Below are 18,899 nucleotides of genomic sequence, written 5' to 3' on the forward strand. Positions count from 1 at the left end.
GAAGTCTTGTGTATCTGCAGTATAATCTGTGGAAGAATATTTTAATTGGCAAGAATAAAGATGAAAAAATTAAGCACCGCTGTATTACTGATAGGGACAATTTTGGTTGCTGGCCAGGAGCAGGAGGAAAAAGGAAAACAAATCGAAGACATTATCATCGTCGGAAACCGTAACGTCAAAAGAACAAAGCTGGAGACACCTGTTCCTGTAGATGTGATCAATATTGATAAAATTCAGAAATCATCTCCACAAATGACGGCTCAGGATCTCCTGAATTATGTGATCCCTTCATTTAATTCTGTGAGACAATCGGCTTCTGATGGGACGGAACATATTGATCCGGTAACATTAAGAGGTATGGGGCCGGATCAGGTTTTAGTATTGCTTAATGGGAAAAGAAGGCATACAACTTCCCTGGTCAATTATCAGAATACAGTAGGGAACGGATCTGTAGGAACGGACTTAAGTACTATTCCTGTCATTGCCATTGAAAAAATTGAAGTGTTAAGAGATGGTGCTGCAGCACAATATGGTTCTGATGCCATCGCAGGAGTAATTAATATTATTTTAAAAAAGAATGCAGGGGCTTCCGCAAGCTTAACCTATGGATTAAGTGGAAGAAATGATGGGGATACTTACCAGGCGGGAGTGAATTATGGAACTTCTTTGGGTAAAAATGATGGGTTTATCAATCTTTCATTGCAGCTAAGCCACAGAGGAAAAACTACGAGAACCCAAAATCATGATCTTGATATTTACGGGAATAATTTTGCCTATGAATTTGCAGATAATCCGGATGTTGCAAGACAAAATGATGATGATGAGATCAGAAAAAGAGGATTGACAAGAGATGACTTTAATTTCCAGATCGGAGACGCACAAATCAGACAGGGGCAATTGTTTTTCAATTCAGAATATCCTTTGAATGATAACTTTAAATTCTATTCCTTTGGTGGTTTCAGTATTAAAGAAGGAAAAGGATATGGCTTCAGAAGGCTTCCGAATGAAAGTTTTAATATTGTGAAAGAAATCTACCCCAACGGTTTTCAGGCAGTCCTGAATTCTCAGATTTATGATATTTCTTATGCTGTGGGTGCTAAATATAATGTCAACAGCTGGCTGATTGATCTGAGTAATACATTCGGAAGCAATACATTCAATTACAATGTTGGCAATACCAATAATGCTTCTCTGGGAATAAAATCTCCCACCCGTTTTTACGCAGGGGCACACAGTTTTCTGCAAAATACCGTTAATCTTGACGTTTCAAAGAAGATAAAGAACTTCAATATTGCCTTTGGGGGAGAATTCAGGTTTGAGCAGTATCAGATCAAAGCGGGAGATGAAGCTTCCTATACCCAATATGATGAGAGCGGAAATGTTGCCACAAAAGATTCTAAAGTGATCGGAGCAGGAGGTTCACAATCTTTTATTGGTTTTTCACCGGATAATGCTTTGAAAAAAGACAGGCACTCAACAGCAGTATATGCTGATGTTTCCTATGATTTGGATAAAAAACTGAATATTGATGCTGCTGCAAGGTTTGAAAACTATTCAGACTTCGGAAATACCCTGAATGGAAAGTTAGCAGTAAGATACGAGTTTGTGAAAAACTATGCGGTGCGGGCGGCAGTAGGAACAGGTTTCAGAGCTCCGTCACTTCAGCAGCAGTATTTTAATAATTCTTATGCCGATATCTCCACTTCAGGAGATGGTATTGTAAGAAAAGGGATTTTTAATAATGAAAGCATCGCTGCACAGGTTCTGGGATTTGATAAATTAAAACAGGAAACATCAGTAAACGGAAGTGTGGGATTCACCTTAAAACCTGCTAAAGGGCTTTTCATTACGGTAGACGGATATATCATTAAAGTTAAAGACAGAATAGTAATTACCAGTAACATTACAGACTCCAGATTATCTGATATTTCAGTGGTAGGAGAAGGAAATGCGGTAGAAAGTGGCAGATTCTTTGCGAACGCAGTTGATACCGAAACGAAAGGAGTAGATGTAGTTGTTTCCTATGACTGGAAACTTGGTGGCGGAAACTTAAATATCAATCTTGCCGGAAATTATACAGAGACAAAAATTACAGACTTTCACTTTCCTGATAAATTAGAAACTCCTCAGAATGAATTCTTTGGTCCGGATCAGATTAATATTATTGAAACCTTATCACCCAAGACAAAAGCTTCATTAGGACTTACCTATGGAATCGGAAAGCTCAATTTTCTCGTAAGAAATACCTACTTTGGTAAAGTAATAAGAGATGGCTTCCCTTTCGGAATCGTTCAGGAGTTTTCTCCAAAAGCGGTTACAGATGTGAGTGTGGGATATGATATCACAAAAAATATCAACCTTACTGTAGGTGCGAATAACGTATTTGATGTCTTCCCGGATCTTCAGACCTATAAAAATTCATACTATGGAGTATTCAAATATGCGCCGGTTCAGATGGGAACGCTGGGGAGTTATTTCTTCGGAAGGCTTAATTTTAATTTTTAATAAGTAAATGAGTACTGCTTCACATCAGATCGGCTGGAAAACAGCTGCTGCCATTGTCGTTTCTAATATGATAGGAACCGGGATTTTTACTACCCTGGGCTTTCAGTTATCCGATATTACCAATACCTACAGTATTTTTCTGTTATGGGCAATCGGAGGTGTTCTGGCTTTATTCGGGGCTTTCTGTTATGCGGAATTAGGATCTCATTTTAAAGGAAACGGTGGCGACTTTATTTATCTTAAAGAAACCTATCATCCTTTATTCGGGTATCTGATAAGCTGGATTTCCCTGATAATAGGATTTTCTTCACCTGTTGCGCTGGCAGCACTGGCCATGTCAAAATATCTTTCCGTATTTGATTATTCCTTTGGAAATGGCTTTGCTATTGGTGCTATATTTTTGGTTGCTATCACTTTGTCCTTTAGCTTAAAAACTTCAAGCAGGTTTCACAATTTTTTCACATTGATCAAGATAGCTTTTATCATTGTGCTTGTGATTCTGGGTATTGGGTTATCAGAATCTCCTCAGACCGGTAACAGTCTTAACTTTAGTGAAAGCTGGCAGAATGAAATTATGCTTCCCGCCTTTGCAACCTCAATGGTTTTCGTTACCTATTCCTATACCGGATGGAACTCGGCATCCTATATTGCCGGGGAAATAAAAGATGTCCAGAAGAATCTTCCCAAATCACTGATTATAGGAACTGTCTTTGTCACAGTAAGTTATATTCTTGTCAATTATATTATGCTGAAACATGCTCCGGTAAATCAATTGGCAGGTAAGGAGGATGTAATGGGAGAAGTTGCCGTGAATATGCTTGGGATTTCCTTTGGTAAAATCGTCAATATTTTTATCGCATTACAGCTGATTGCAACTATTAGTGGATATTTATGGGTAGGATCAAGGCTTACGCAGGCTTTTGCAAAAGAAACCCGTATCTGGAAGCCTCTTTCAGTAGGAAATAAAAAAGGAATTCCGGTAAGAGCCATCTTTGCCCATGCAGTGATTGCTACGATCATTATCCTAACCGGGAGTTTCAAAGAAATTTTCGTTTATACTGCTTTTATCCTTCAATTATTTGCAAGTTTGGCGATTTCAACGGTGTACTTTCTTAAAAAGAAAGATAGAAAGATATTTAAATCCAATACCTTTTATATTTTTCCTACCGTTTTTCTTCTATTCAGTTTCTATATCCTTTATTTTACCTTTATTCATAACCCTAAAGAAAGTTTAATAGGGCTGGGAATTATTGCAGTAGGACTTATTTTATACTGGATAGACAGAAGACTTTCCAAAGGAATTTAAAGGAATATTGAAAACATACAGAAGCTGATAGACCCATTTGTAAATGTATCTTTTTGCCGTTTTGTTCCCTTGATCCCTAATGCTCAAAAATTTATACTTTAATTTTGAATTTTTAATTCTTATCTTTGCACCCACAAAAATTCGACAATGTCTAAATCATTAATTCCAAAATTAGAAGCTATAAAACAAAGATATAATGAGGTTGCAGACCTTATTATACAGCCTGATGTCATTTCAGACCAAAAAAGATATTCTTCTTTGAACAAAGAATACAGTGATTTGGGGAAAATTGTAAGAGTTTACGATCAGTATAAAGGTGCTTTAGACAGCATTGAAGAATCTGACGAAATTATTGCGGATGGCTCAGACAGAGATCTTGTAGATCTTGCCAAAGAAGAAAAGCTGGAAGCTCAGTCCAAAATTCCTGGTTTAGAAGAAGAACTTAAAGTTCTGTTGATCCCTAAAGATCCTGCAGATGACAAAAACGTTATCGTTGAATTACGTGCCGGAACTGGTGGTGACGAAGCAGCAATCTTTGTGGAAGATGTTTACAGGATGTATACCATGTATTTCAAAACAAAAGGATGGAGACATGAAGTGACAGATTCCAATGAAGCAGCAAAAGGATACAAGGAATTGATCATGAAAGTGGAAGGAGAAGGTGTGTACGGAATCATGAAATTCGAATCAGGAGTTCACCGTGTACAGCGTGTACCGGAAACAGAATCCCAGGGTAGAGTTCACACTTCTGCAATTACTATAGCCGTTTTACCGGAAGCAGAAGAAGTAGACTTCGAACTGAATCCTGCAGATATTGAAATGCAGACATCCCGTTCAGGAGGAGCCGGAGGTCAGAACGTAAACAAAGTTGAAACGAAAGTACAGCTGACTCACAAGCCTTCAGGAATGGTAGTAGTTTGTCAACAGGCTCGTTCTCAGCTGGCTAACCGTGAGTTGGCAATGGAAATGCTAAGAACCAAACTATACGATATTGAACTTCAAAAAGTACAGGGAGATATTGCAGCACAACGTAAATCTATGGTTTCTACAGGTGACCGTTCTGCAAAGATCAAAACATATAACTATCCACAGGGAAGAGTAACAGATCACAGAATCAACAAGTCTATGTATAATCTGGATGCCTACATGAATGGAGATATTTCTGAAATGATTGATGCCGTAATTATGGCAGAGAATGCAGAAAAAATGAAAGGAGAAGAAGAAAACTATTAAAAGTTTCAAAAAATAAAACGAAGCCTCTGATTTTTTCAGGGGCTTTTCTTTTAACCATAACAATGAATTCAAAATATAAACTATGAAAAATTACAAAATTATTTTTTTGCTGTTGCTTACCATGATGGGGCAGAACCTTATAGCACAGGCAGAAGTAAAGAAACCAAAAGAAGTATTTGAACTTTTCTTTGGATCTTTTTTGAATAATGATGAAGCCACACGTCTTAAACTGAATGATTATCTGAGACCTACCGTTGAAGGAAAAGATGCTTTTGATATCAACTTTAAAGAAAATGCAGAAGACATGGTAAAGACAAGTGCAGAGAGTTTTCTGTCTGTATTTCCAAAAGCAGCCGCTTCAGCCTGTCAGAAAGAAGCTGAAGATTATTTCAAAGTCTTATTTGCCAATTTCAGGAATGCTAAACTTACCATTAAGAGTATTAATGTTATTCAGAATGAATATATAGAAGATCAGAAAATTGCTGAGGTGAAGTATACTGTAAGTTTTAAGATACCTGCCACTCCAACACCGGAACCAAAGGTAGAACCTAAAAAAATAAAAGCTGATGATCTGAAAAAATATATACTTCAAATGACTCAGAATTTTAGCAATGCTGATAAAACAATCACTACAGATCAGGAATTTAGTTTATATGAACTGAAGGAAGGCGATAAAATCTATTACTGGAATGGAAGTCCGGATCAAATTGTAACGAATCTTACTGATTTCTATTTTGATAGCCTATAGTCAGTGATAAACTGATTAATAACTCATTAAATAAGTAAAAGTCTCGCGAAAACGGGACTTTTTTTATTTCACATACTTTATGTATTTTTGGTAAAAACTGTTCAGTATGAATTTTAAACCTATGTTATTAACGGCTGGAGTTCTGTTTTCAGCATCTTTTTACTCTCAAACAATGAATTATCCAAAAGCATTAAAGGGTGCTCAAACCGATACTTATTTTGGAACCGCAGTTTCTGATCCGTACAGAGATCTGGAAAATGATTCTGATGCCACTAAAAAATGGGTAGATGAAGAAGTGGCTTACAGCCAGAATTATCTTTCAAAAATTCCATTCAGGGATAAAATTAAGAACCAACTGAAAGAAATCTGGAATTATGAGAAAATTTCAGCCCCTTTCAAAGAAGGAGATTACACCTATTATTCTAAAAACGATGGTTTACAGGCTCAGTCTGTTTTATACAGAACCAACAATAAAACCAAAGCTACAGAAGTGTTCTTAGATCCGAATAAATTCTCAGAAAAAGGAACTACTTCATTGTCTAACCTTTCTTTTAACAAAAAAGGAACTCTTGCTGCTTATTCTATTTCTGAAGGTGGAAGTGACTGGAATAAGATCATCATCATCGATGCAGTTACCAAAAAACAGATCGATGAGACCTTGGTGGATGTGAAATTCAGTGGAATTGCATGGCAGAATGATGAAGGTTTCTATTATTCAAGCTATGACAAACCGAAGGAAGGGACCGTACTTTCCGGAATGACAGATAAGCATAAAGTGTATTTTCACAAGCTTGGAACAAAGCAGTCTGAAGATAAACTGATCTTTGGAGGAGAGAAAACACCAAGAAGATATTTGGGAGCCAGTGTTTCAGATGATCAGAGATATTTAATCATTTCAGCTGCCAATGCAACCAACGGAAATGAGTTATTTATCAAAGATTTGAAAAAAGGAGGAGACTTTGTACAGATTAATAAAGGATTTGATATCAATGCTCGTATTGTAGATACTCAGGGAGATGAGCTTTTTATTTCGACAGATAAAGATGCTCCGAATATGCGTCTTGTAAAAACTACAATCAGCAACCCGGCTCCGGAAACATGGAAAGATGTTATTCCGCAAACAGAAAATGTATTGGGGATATCTTCAGGGGGCGGATACTTCTTCGCAACTTATATGGTTGATGCTATTGATCAGGTAAAACAGTATGATAAAACCGGAAAATTAATCAGAGAAATTACACTTCCAGGGAAAGGGAATATATCAGGTTTTGGAGGAAAAGAAAAAGAGAAAGACATTTATTACTCTTTCAGCAACTATATTACACCAGGAACTACTTATAAATTCAATGTAGATTCAGGTAAATCCGAAGTATACCAAAAACCGAACGTGAAGTTCAACCCGGATGATTATGTTTCTGAACAGGTATTCTATACTTCTAAAGACGGAACTAAAGTTCCGATGATGATCAATTATAAAAAAGGAACTAAGCTTGATGGTAAAAACCCTACTATTTTATACTCTTACGGAGGATTTAATATCAGTTTACAGCCATCTTTCTCAGTAGTGAATGCTATCTGGATGGAAAATGGTGGAATCTATGCTGTTCCAAACATCCGTGGAGGAGGTGAATATGGTAAAAAGTGGCATGACGCAGGAACAAAGATGCAGAAAAAAAACGTTTTTGAAGACTTTATTGCTGCAGGAGAATATCTACAGAGTAAAGGCTATACGTCAAAAGAATATATGGCACTTTCCGGAAGATCAAACGGAGGTCTGTTGGTAGGTGCAACTATGACTTTACGTCCTGATCTGGCAAGAGTAGCATTTCCTGGAGTTGGAGTATTGGATATGTTAAGATATAACAAATTTACAGCTGGAGCCGGATGGTCTTATGACTATGGAACTGCGGAAGACAGCAAAGAAATGTTTAATTATCTGAAATCATATTCTCCGGTACACAATGTAAAGGCAAAAACATGTTATCCATCCACAATGATCATTACCAGTGACCATGATGACAGAGTAGTTCCGGCGCACTCTTTCAAATTTGGTGCTGAGCTTCAGGAAAAACAGGCTTGTAAGAACCCTATTCTGTTACGAATTGAGAAGAATGCAGGACACGGTGCCGGAAGATCAACAGATCAGGTAATTGGTGAAAATGCAGATCTGATATCATTTGCTTTATATGAGATGGGAATAAAGAAATAATGATTAAAAAGTAAAATATTTAATGTAACGGCTAATTTTATTGAAAATTAGCCGTTTTTTTAAATGTTATTCTGATTATAATTACTATTTTTATGGCGGATATTTAAAGTTTATTAATCTTGGATTAATTAAGTAATTATGAAAAAAAGAATTTTACTGGTTTGTGCATTGGCAGCAGGACTGTCTAGCTTTAATGCACAGAGGTGGACGCCGGCCTCACAAAAAACGTCTGAAGTAAGAAAAGAAGTGGAAGTTCAGTATTCTTACAGATTGGATTTACAATCTCTTAGAAGCTCTTTAAAAGAAGCCGTAGAGACAGGGAAAGGAGCTCAGGCTGTTATTATTTCCTTACCTACAGCAGAAGGGAAAATTGAAAAATTTGCTGTATATAGTGATCCTGTAATGGAAAAGTCCATGGCAGACAGGTATCAGTTAGGTTCTTATGTAGGAACAGGGATTGATGATCCATCTAAATATTTAAGATTCAGTACCTCTCCAAATGACATGCAATCCATGATTATTAAAGATGGTGTATTTCAATTCATAGAGCCGATTAGTGCAGACAAGCAAACATATGGTGTTTTCTATAAGACAAAAAGAACAGAAGGAATACATGGTTTTGAGTGTGGGACGGATGGAAAGGAGTTTGATATCAAAACATTAGAAGAACACGGAAAAAAAACTCTTTCTAATATTAATGCCGGGATTACCAATAGACCAGCAATTACAAAATTCAGAACCTATAGGTTAGCATTGGCTGTTACGGGTGAATATACAAAAAAGTTTGACCCAAGTGGAGGGACGACAAATACTGTAGCACAAATGAATGCTACTATGAACCGTGTAAATGGTATTTTCCAGAAAGATTTTGGAATTAAACTGATTATCCAGGATCTTCCTAATATTATATATACAGACCCTAATACGGACTTCTATACTCCGCCTGCAGTTCAAGGTGATCCTTCATTAAATCTTCAGCTTCAACGAACGCTGACTCAGAACGTTGGAAATGAAAATTATGATATAGGACACGTATTCAATGCAGCAGGAGGTAATGGAAATGCAGGAGGAATAGGAATAATATGTCTTAACCCTGCAAATAATAACTCTTTAGCAAAAGGAGCTGCATTTACTCAAATGGCGATGCCAACGGGTGATGCTTTTGATATTGATTATGTAGCTCATGAAATGGGGCACCAACTGGGCGGAAATCATACATTCTCTCATGCTTCAGAAGGATCTGGAGTTAATATTGAGCCAGGTGGAGGTACTACAATAATGGCTTATGCAGGAATTACACAGGACAATGTACAGATGGTCTCTAATCCTTACTTCCATTATGCTTCTATTAATCAGATTTTAAATAATCTGGATAATAAACCAACATGTGGAACTGCAGAAACCATAAGTGATAATACTGCTCCTGTAATTTCACCTCTTACATCATATACGATTCCGAAAGGAACAGCCTATTATTTAGAGGCATCAGCAACGGATGCACAAGGTGATGCCATTAATTATACATGGGAGCAATATGATACAGCAAGTAGTAAGAGCTCTATTTCAGGAGACAGTGGTTGGGGCTTTATTACTGAAGGTTCTATAGCAAGATCCTTTACAGGAAGTGCGAATGGAAAAAGATATTTCCCTAGCTTACCACTTGTAATGGCTGGTAACCTTACTAACAAAGCAACATGGGAGACCGTTTCGTACGTTCCTAGAGTGCTTCATTATGCTGTAACAACAAGAGATGCAAATGTAATAAGACCAATGCTTTCGTCTTTAGAAACAACAGTAACTGTAGGTAATGAAGGACCATTTAAATTCAATGGTATTACAGGTTCTACATCTCTTTATAATAATGCTGCCAATACCATTTTATGGGATGTTGCTAACACTAATACAGCACCATATAACACAGCAAATGTTAAAATCGAATATACTACAGACCTTGTAAATGGGGCAACATGGACAGACTTGGTCGCTTCTACTCCCAATACAGGAAGTTATACAGGGCAGATGCCGGTAGGTTTAACAGGAAATGTTAAACTAAGAATATCTGCTATAGGAAATGTATTTTATGCCGTATCTCCTACAGTGAAAATAGAAGCTGCTCCAACTTCTTCTACTACAGCCCCTACAGGTATTTCTGCATTAGATACAGAAGTTTTTAAAACTACAGCTAGATTATCTTGGAATAACTTCCCTGGAGCTACATACTCCATAAACTATAGAAAGGTAGGAGAGACAAACTGGCAGAATACTACAAGTACTACAAGTTCAGTAACATTAGCAAATCTTGAAGATGAAACTAATTATGAAGCTCAAGTAGCAGCTGTTGTAAATAGCGTTCCAGGTGCATTTTCTTCTAACTATGCCTTCAAAACAAAAGGTTTAAGAACAGGTTATGATTACTGTTTGATGACTACAGGAGGAAATAACATGAATGGATACTACTATAGTGGAATAATTGGGTTTAAAGTAGCTAATTTAAATTTTTCACAAACGAGTATAGCAGCATTGTCAAAAACTTATTTAGATTTGAGTGAAGATGCAACTAAACTAGTTAATTTAACAAAAGGAACCCAATATACTGTTACATACAGGACTTTAGGTAATGCTGCCGGATACCCAGACTATCTTGAGGTATGGATTGATTATAATAGAAATGGTATTTTTGAAGCTTCAGAGAAAATCATTTCTGATGGTGCTGTTCCTGTTTATGACCCTAGCTCAGAGTTTGATTATCATGATGGAACTAAAACATTTACAATACCAGCTACTGCATATTCAGGAGATAAAACACTTAGAATGAGAGTGGCAAGTACATTCTTTAATCCTGCATCATCACCATGCGGATTCCCTTCTGTTGCTTCAGGTCCTAATAGCATTGTATCAGCTGGAGGGTTCAGAGATTTCTCTGTGAAAATATCAGAAACATTAGGAACAGACGAAGTAAGAGGAACAAAAGCTTCATCAGAAATTTCTATCTATCCTAATCCTGCAGATACTTTCGTAGAAGTGAAAAACCTTAAAGGTAAAGCAGATTACAAAATCTACTCTGCAGATGGAAGATTAGTTCAGGAAGGTCAGATTGACGGACAAAGAATTAATGTTGCATCATTAATCAAAGGAATGTATGTTGTTACAATCAAAAATGATCAAAACACTTACAATACTAAGCTTATTAAAAAATAGTAGTATATAAACAACTATAATGTAAAAACCCCGGATGAATTTCATCCGGGGTTTTATTTATAAGTACTGAATTGATTAATTCTTCATAAACTTAGAACTCAAATCTCCAATCTTATAAACATACATTCCTTTTGGAAGACTTTCTACGTCCACTGAAATCTTACCTTCTGAAGATGAAAAAGATTTGTTGATAACCAGTTTTCCAGTGAAATCAAAAACCTCAATTTTATTGGCTCCGCTTCCCGGATTCATAACATTCAGGATTTTGTTAGCAGGAACGGGGAATGCAGATAACTTACTTCCAGCCTGAATTTCTTTTGCTGCTAAAACCGAAGTTGGTAAGGCATAAACTTCAGTTAATGGAACACTGCTGGTATTAAAAGTTGTGCCACTATGGACAGTTAATTTATTGGTGTTTGTTGGAGCATCATGAAAAACGTGAAATTCTCCTCCGTAAAATGTATTGGGATTTGTATGGAAATCTTTGATCAATGTTCCGTCTTCATTAATTAATAATAGTTTATAATAAGTTTGTGTGTCATTAAAAACTCCTACCATAAATTCAAATTTACTATCTGTATTAAAGATATTTCTGGATATTGAAAATTCTTCGCCCAAAAAATCTAGTCTACTAAAATTTGCTGGCATTGGAACTGTTACTGTTTTATAAAGTACATAGTTCGAATTATAAATTTTCAGCTTATTATCAGTGGTCTTTGAAATATAAAATGTTTCTGTAGATGTGGAATAAACAAAAGTATCTTCATTTGTGAACGAATGTTCAAGAGTTAATTGCCCAAAAGCAACATTTGCAGCCATTAAAGCTATGGCAGAGAATAATAATTTTTTCATGATATTAATTTAAAATTTGAACCGCCGAAGTTACTGAATTTTATATTAAAAATATGATTTAGAGATTCATTACTCATCTTTTGATAAAGTTTTTAAACAGAAATTAATGTAGGAAGATTGTAATTTAAAACTCACGTAATCATAAGATTATCAATACTTATTTATTATTCTAAAAATGCTTAAATTTAGCATCTAATAAATCCGTAAGTATGAGAAGAGAAGTTCAAAATAAAACTCCTCAATTTAATATAACTGAAAAAATAACTGAAATCTATCCTTTTGAAAAAGATGGGTTACAGTTGAAATCTTCCTATACAAAAGAAGATATTAAAAATGAATCTTTAACGGAAACTTCTCCTGGAATTGCCCCTTATTTAAGAGGACCATACTCTACAATGTATGTTCAGAAACCTTGGACAATCCGTCAGTATGCAGGATTCTCCACAGCTGAAGAATCCAATGCTTTTTACAGAAGAAATCTTGCAGCAGGACAAAAAGGACTATCTGTAGCTTTTGACCTTGCTACACACAGAGGCTATGATTCAGATCATTCAAGAGTTGTCGGGGATGTTGGAAAAGCAGGAGTTGCGATTGACTCTGTGGAAGATATGAAGATCCTGTTTAATGAAATTCCGTTAGATGAAATCTCGGTTTCCATGACAATGAATGGGGCCGTACTTCCAATTCTGTCTTTCTATATTGTAGCAGCAGAAGAGCAGGGCGTTTCTCAGAATTTACTTTCAGGAACCATTCAGAATGATATTTTGAAAGAGTTCATGGTAAGAAATACTTACATTTATCCACCCGCTCCTTCAATGAAGATCATTGCAGATATTTTTGAATACACTTCTCAAAATATTCCGAAATTCAATTCAATTTCAATTTCCGGATATCATATGCAGGAAGCAGGAGCCACTCCGGTATTGGAAATGGCTTATACACTGGCAGACGGTCTGGAATATGTAAGGACAGGAATAAAAGCAGGAATGAAAGTAGATGATTTTGCCCCCCGTTTATCATTCTTCTGGGCAATCGGGATGAATCACTTCATGGAAATTGCTAAAATGCGTGCCGCAAGATATATCTGGGCTAATCTTTTACAACAGTTTAATCCTCAGAATCCAAAATCTTTAGCATTAAGAACCCATTCACAGACTTCAGGATGGTCATTAACAGAACAGGAACCTTTCAATAATATCACCAGAACCGCCATTGAAGCATTGTCTTCAGCATTAGGAGGAACCCAATCGCTGCATACCAATGCATTGGATGAAGCTATTGCCCTTCCTACCGACTATTCAGCTAAAATTGCAAGAAATACACAGATCATTCTTCAGCAGGAAAGCGGAATTTGTGATGTGGTAGATCCAATGGGAGGAAGTAATCTCGTAGAAAGCCTTACCCAGCAGATGATAGAAGAAGCGATGAGATATATTGATGAGGTAGAACAGGAAGGTGGAATGACCAAAGCCATTGAAGCAGGAATTCCAAAAATGAGAATTGAAGAAGCTGCCGCTAAAAAGCAGGCTAAGATTGACAGTGGTGAAGAATTTATTATTGGAGTTAACTCATTCAAATCATCATTAAAACAAGACGCAATAGAAATTCTTGATATTGATAATACTGAAGTTCGCAGAAAACAAATTGAACGATTAAACAGCATTAAAGCAGAAAGAAGTTCTGAAGCGGTTACAGAAATCCTGAATGAGATCCGTGAAAGTGCAAAAACCGGAAAAGGAAACCTTCTGGCACTTTGTATAGAAGCGGCAAGAAGAAGAGTAACGCTTGGTGAAATGAGCGATGCTATGGAAGAAACCTTTGGAAGATATAAAGCAAACATTAAAACAATCTCTGGAGTATACGCGATGAACGCCGGTAAAAACGAATACTTTGAAAAAGCCCTTAATCTGACTCAAAAGTTTGAAGAGGAAGAAGGACGTCGTCCAAGAATCATGGTGGCTAAAATGGGTCAGGATGGGCACGACAGAGGCGCAAAAGTAGTAGCAACAGCATTTGCTGATATGGGATTTGATGTCGATGTAGCCCCATTATTCCAAACACCGGAAGAAGTAGCCAAACAGGCAGTAGAAAACGATATTCACATTCTTGGAGTATCTTCATTAGCTGCAGGGCACAAAACATTAGTTCCTCAGGTAGTAGGAGAATTAAAAAAGCTGGGGGCAGATGATATTACCATCGTAGTAGGTGGAGTTATCCCACAACAGGATTATGAATTCCTTTATGCTAACGGAGCAGATTTCATTTTCGGCCCAGGAACTAATCTTCCAAAATGCGCTGTAGAAATTTTAGAGAGATTTTTAGAAAACTAATCCTAAAAAGCTTTAATTTTCATCAGGAAATTAAAAGCACATCTATGGGTTTTAAAAATATACTGAAGCCTACGAAGAAAAAACTGATTTTCTTTGTAGGCTTTCTCTTTATAGCTATTGTATTATTCGTTTTAGAAGAAAAAAAGGATCGAACTGTACAAACTTCTCCTGTTCCTGCAGATAGTACGCAGGTTAAGAAACATTTGGTGGCACTTACCCAGACTCCACAGTTCAGAAACTATAAAAATGTAGATCAGCTTAATACCATTGCAGACTATATTCAGCAAACATTCAAAACATACAGTGACAGCACAGGCTTTCAGGAATATAAAGTAGACGGACAGTCGTATAAAAATGTAATCGGTTCATTTGGGACTGAAAACAGTAAAAGAATTATTATAGGAGCCCATTATGATGTTTGCGGAGATCAGCAGGGAGCAGATGATAATGCCACAGGAGTGACTGCTCTCTTGGAATTGGCAAGAATGCTTAAAGGACAAAAGCTTAATTATCGGATAGATCTTGTTGCTTATACATTAGAAGAACCGCCTTATTTCAGAACAGAAAATATGGGCAGCTATATCCATGCAAAATATTTAAAAGACAACGATATTGATGTATATGGAATGGCCAGTGTAGAAATGATTGGCTACTTTAAAGATGAAAAAGGATCACAGAGTTTTCCTATAGGTGCTCTTTCCTGGATTTATGGTGATAAAGGAGATTTTATTACTCTGGTGAAAAAGTTCAGCGGAGCAGGCCCATTCGTTGGAAACTTTATAGATCAATTTAAAGACACCAATCAGATAAAAACAGAAACATTTCCAGCACCGGGATTTGTACACGGAGTCGACTTTTCAGATCATTTAAACTATTGGAAATTTGATTTTCCTGCCCTTATGATTACTGATACTTCCTTCTTTAGAAACAAAAATTATCACAAATCTACAGACACTTTGGAAACGTTGGATATCCAACGGATGACAAAAGTTATTGATGCTATTTTTCTAAGCATTATTCACCTCAAGTGAAAAAATAAAGGCTGTTTCAACTTCAGAAACAGCCTTTATTTTATTTTTTCTGAACGATTTTACCATCGTCCATAATCTGATAATGAGTTTTAGTTATCTTTTGACTATTTCCATCAATCTTATGATCTGTTGTCACAGTGATTTCTCCTGCTTTATTGATTTCATAGCTGCTGAATTCCTCCTTCTTATCATCCTTTCCGGGATCAAACCAAATCCCTTCCACATAGGCCTCACCAACGATGCTGTTATTCACCACAGTAAGAAGATAATATCGGTAATCAAAATCTCCGCAATCCATCGGAACAAGAATCAGTTCAACATCCTTGTATCGAGCTAAAGGAAAATATCGGAATGCTGGCTCTCCACAGCTGTACTTCTCTGAACCTTCCACTGCAAAATCTGTTTCGATAAACTTTACATCTACCTGAGGAAGACTTTCAATAGGTAAGCTATAAAGACCTTGCTTCAACAAAGATTCCATTGCGGCAGGCTCATTTTTGCTTTTTCTCCATTGCTCAATAGAAATATATTCTCCGGATACGGGTTCTAAAATAGTTAAAATGTTACATTGAGTACTTGAAGCCTGAAAAATATGATATGTTTCAAAGCGATCCGGTCCATTATACCCTGCAGAAATAGAATAATCCCAGCCATTATTTACTTTTGTACTGTCTACAAGAAAGCCGATATGACCTTTTCCTTTAGTCTCTGATTCTAGAAACTTCGCCTGATCTTTCATCTCTTCCAAATCCAGAATTTTTTCCATGAAATGAGGAGAAAAACAACCTTTCTCCACTACTTTTACTTCTTCTTTTTTTACAGGTTCTTCTTTCTTACATCCTATAAAAAGTAATGGAAGTAAGGCCAATAAAAATCTATGCATAAAACTCATTTTTCACAAAAATAAGATTTAAATAATTGATGATTAAAAAAATAATTCTATATTTGCATCTGAAAATCAAGTTTAACCAATTAAAAACAACGAAGCAATGTTCAGAACTAATCAGAATTCTACAGTTGGATTACCCCTTATGGTGGTAAGGCTTCGCGGTTTGGTACATTCTTAGAATAATAGTACAATACAATATCAAAACCCGAAGTCGTAGAGATTTCGGGTTTTTTATTGCGCAATATTTCAAAACTCACATTCAGTTTCCCCGAAATCTTTTTAAGTGTTATTAAGAACAGAATAGGATGAGGTTTTACCCTCAAATGATAGCTGTTCATCATTATTAATTCATTCAACTAGTGTTTTAGTTGATTAAGAAAATAGATTAAGAGCAGGTTCAATATTTTGGATTTTGTATCTGATATCTTGTGTCTTACATGGAAAATGATAACCTTCTGTCTTACCGGTTGAGAAGCCTGAGAAGCAGAAAAAGAACAATAAAAAAAGATGTAGAAAAGCAGATAAGAAGAAAGTATCAACGTCGTAATAAACTTTGTGATATCAAAAGAAATATCCCATGGATACCCTTAGAGGAACCTTATCAGAGAGGATTTGTAAGATTCTTTGCCGTTAGGGAAGATGTAATGAAATCCAAAGATGGGGATTTCTTTGAAGGAATTTTGAAGAAGATCAATACCTATATGTATTCCGAAAGCCGCCAGTTTCTGAAGAAAAAGAAAAAATCCGGACGGAGAATATATGTTGAAAGAGCACAGAAGCTCAAGAATATCTCTTCCTATTCATGGACTGATCCAAAGTTGGGGCTCACTTCAAGAGAAAGAGAGTATTTCCTGAAGCAGGAAGAATACTGTCCTTTCCGGAAGACTTATGTGCCTTACTACGAATTCAAGGAACCCTGGAGATTTACCTTACGTACAAGACCCAATATGATTACCCACTATAAGCCTGTAGACTTTCAACTGGAAAAGGAAATAGCAGAGCTGAAGTCTTATTTGGGACAGCATAAAATTACTGGAATTGTTAACAAAACAATTTATGGTAGGGTGTTCTCATGGGATACGAAAACAGAACATACTGATCTTATTAAAAACAGGAAATATATTACCTGTACAATGTCTGCAACAGAGATTGCAGAAAGCTTTCTGGACGATGTGTCCACAATTATTTAAAACAAAAACAATGGGAAATTTAAAACTAAAAGGAAAAGATATATTAAAACTGGGCTATCCAAACAATCAAAGCGTAAACGTAGCCTTGGAAGTCATGAAGAGAAATTTTGCCACTAAAAATATCCATTATGTAAAATCTCTTTTAAAGGAAATCCTGATCCATCCGGAGAATTTTGAAAAAGATTTAACCTTCGGACAGATTGCAGAAACCTTGCTTTCATCTAAAAAAACAGAAAAAAGGATGTTGAATTCACAGCGTGCAGCCTTTGAGATCTTCGGGAATAATATTTCAGAAGAAGCAAAAAATCAGTTGTACACCGCATTGAAGCTGCCGGTTTCTGTTCAGGGTGCACTAATGCCTGATGCTCATAGCGGTTATGGCCTTCCGATTGGTGGAGTTTTAGCCGTAGAAAATGCTGTAATTCCTTACGGAGTAGGAATGGACATCGGCTGCAGAATGAGCCTCAGTATTTTGGATACACCCGTTTCATATCTGAACGGAGCAAGGGATAAATATGAAAAAGCCCTTGCCGAACATACAAAATTCGGAATGTATGAGACTCATAAATCTCATACAGATCACGAAATCTTCGATAGAGATACATTTGATCTGATTCCTATTTTAAGAAGGTTAAAAGGAAAAGCCATCAAACAGATGGGCTCTTCAGGAGGTGGGAACCACTTTGTAGAATTCGGAGAAGTGGAAATCACTGAAGAAGATGAACAAATTGGGTTGCCAAAAGGAAAATACCTTGGAATCCTTTCGCACAGCGGCTCAAGAGGAATGGGGGCTGAAATTGCTCAATATTATTCAAGAGTAGCAGTAGAACAATGTCCGTTGCCTAAAGAAGCACAGCAATTTGCATGGCTAGATTTAAGCACACACCTTGGTCTGGAATACTGGACTGCAATGAATCTTGCAGGAGATTACGCTTCAGCCTGTCACGATGATATTCACAGAAGACTGGTAAAAGCGGTAGGCGGAAGAGTGAAAGCCCGAATCGAGAACCATCACAATTTTGCATGGAAAGAAATCCATAACGGAAAAGAAGTGATTGTTCACAGAAAAGGAGCTACTCCGGCCAATGAAAATGAATTGGGTATGATACCGGGATCCATGACTGCTAAAGGATTTATCGTCCGCGGAAAAGGAAATCCTGATTCATTGAATTCAGCTTCACATGGCGCAGGCAGAGCTCATTCAAGAGGAGAATGCAGAAGTCTTTTTACTCAGAATGATATCAAAAAAGAATTGAAACTTAAAGATGTTACGCTGATGGGCGGAAATACAGAAGAAGCACCCATGGCTTATAAAAACATTCATGAAGTAATGAATGCACAAAGTGAATTGGTAGACATTCTGGGAACATTCCAACCGAGAATTGTGAGAATGGATAGATAATCAGTT

The 18,899-nt window shown here is 36.6% G+C and carries 13 protein-coding genes; 10 read left to right on the forward strand and 3 right to left on the reverse strand.

Features of this window, described 5'->3' with window-relative positions; all coding sequences use genetic code 11:
• Window positions 1–60 precede the first annotated feature (60 nt).
• The 6 genes from M2372_RS14900 (at window position 61) to M2372_RS14925 (ending at window position 11,199) form a co-directional block, all read left to right on the forward strand.
• Entirely contained in the window at window positions 61–2,505 is a 2,445-nt protein-coding gene (locus tag M2372_RS14900; RefSeq protein WP_123321031.1) for a TonB-dependent siderophore receptor, read from the forward strand.
• Between the two features lie 7 nt (window positions 2,506–2,512).
• Complete coding sequence (locus tag M2372_RS14905) at window positions 2,513–3,811, forward strand: APC family permease (RefSeq protein ID WP_123321032.1); 1,299 nt, start codon at window positions 2,513–2,515, stop codon at window positions 3,809–3,811.
• A 147-nt stretch (window positions 3,812–3,958) separates the two neighbouring features.
• Entirely contained in the window at window positions 3,959–5,044 is a 1,086-nt protein-coding gene (gene prfA / locus M2372_RS14910; protein ID WP_115969735.1) for a peptide chain release factor 1, read from the forward strand.
• A gap of 82 nt (window positions 5,045–5,126) precedes the next feature.
• Complete coding sequence (locus tag M2372_RS14915) at window positions 5,127–5,792, forward strand: hypothetical protein (protein ID WP_123321033.1); 666 nt, start codon at window positions 5,127–5,129, stop codon at window positions 5,790–5,792.
• A gap of 106 nt (window positions 5,793–5,898) precedes the next feature.
• Entirely contained in the window at window positions 5,899–8,001 is a 2,103-nt protein-coding gene (locus M2372_RS14920; protein WP_115969739.1) for a prolyl oligopeptidase family protein, read from the forward strand.
• 138 nt (window positions 8,002–8,139) lie between these two features.
• On the forward strand, window positions 8,140–11,199 hold the full coding sequence (locus M2372_RS14925; protein WP_123321034.1) for a reprolysin-like metallopeptidase: 3,060 nt from the start codon (window positions 8,140–8,142) through the stop codon (window positions 11,197–11,199).
• A gap of 75 nt (window positions 11,200–11,274) precedes the next feature.
• On the opposite strand, the gene M2372_RS14930 is transcribed toward M2372_RS14925, so the two are convergent.
• The gene (locus M2372_RS14930; RefSeq protein WP_123321035.1) at window positions 11,275–12,051 is read right to left on the reverse strand and encodes a T9SS type A sorting domain-containing protein; all 777 of its coding nucleotides are present in this window, start codon (window positions 12,049–12,051) and stop codon (window positions 11,275–11,277) included.
• Window positions 12,052–12,260: 209 nt separating this feature from the next.
• Here M2372_RS14930 and scpA point away from each other — a divergent pair, with 209 nt between their 5' ends.
• The gene (gene scpA, locus M2372_RS14935) at window positions 12,261–14,381 is read left to right on the forward strand and encodes a methylmalonyl-CoA mutase (RefSeq protein WP_115969743.1); all 2,121 of its coding nucleotides are present in this window, start codon (window positions 12,261–12,263) and stop codon (window positions 14,379–14,381) included.
• 44 nt (window positions 14,382–14,425) lie between these two features.
• On the forward strand, window positions 14,426–15,412 hold the full coding sequence (locus M2372_RS14940) for a M28 family peptidase (RefSeq protein WP_123321036.1): 987 nt from the start codon (window positions 14,426–14,428) through the stop codon (window positions 15,410–15,412).
• A gap of 40 nt (window positions 15,413–15,452) precedes the next feature.
• Here M2372_RS14940 and M2372_RS14945 read toward each other — a convergent pair whose 3' ends face one another.
• Together M2372_RS14945 and M2372_RS14950 are read right to left on the reverse strand one after the other, a co-directional pair.
• Window positions 15,453–16,295 carry a hypothetical protein gene (locus M2372_RS14945; protein ID WP_123321037.1) on the reverse strand — a complete coding sequence of 281 codons (843 nt, stop codon included), beginning with the start codon at window positions 16,293–16,295 and terminating at the stop codon, window positions 15,453–15,455.
• Between the two features lie 146 nt (window positions 16,296–16,441).
• A complete protein-coding gene (locus M2372_RS14950; protein WP_123947288.1) occupies window positions 16,442–16,657 on the reverse strand; it encodes a hypothetical protein in 216 nt (71 codons plus the stop codon).
• 81 nt (window positions 16,658–16,738) lie between these two features.
• Here M2372_RS14950 and M2372_RS14955 point away from each other — a divergent pair, with 81 nt between their 5' ends.
• Together M2372_RS14955 and M2372_RS14960 are read left to right on the forward strand one after the other, a co-directional pair.
• Window positions 16,739–17,491 carry a hypothetical protein gene (locus M2372_RS14955; RefSeq protein WP_123321038.1) on the forward strand — a complete coding sequence of 251 codons (753 nt, stop codon included), beginning with the start codon at window positions 16,739–16,741 and terminating at the stop codon, window positions 17,489–17,491.
• Between the two features lie 10 nt (window positions 17,492–17,501).
• Window positions 17,502–18,893, forward strand: a complete 1,392-nt coding sequence (locus tag M2372_RS14960; protein ID WP_123321161.1) for an RtcB family protein — start codon at window positions 17,502–17,504, stop codon at window positions 18,891–18,893.
• The last annotated feature ends 6 nt before the right edge of the window (window positions 18,894–18,899 follow it).

Origin of the sequence: Chryseobacterium sp. BIGb0232, assembly GCF_024810195.1 — a bacterium.
GTDB classification, from domain to species: domain Bacteria; phylum Bacteroidota; class Bacteroidia; order Flavobacteriales; family Weeksellaceae; genus Chryseobacterium; species Chryseobacterium pennae.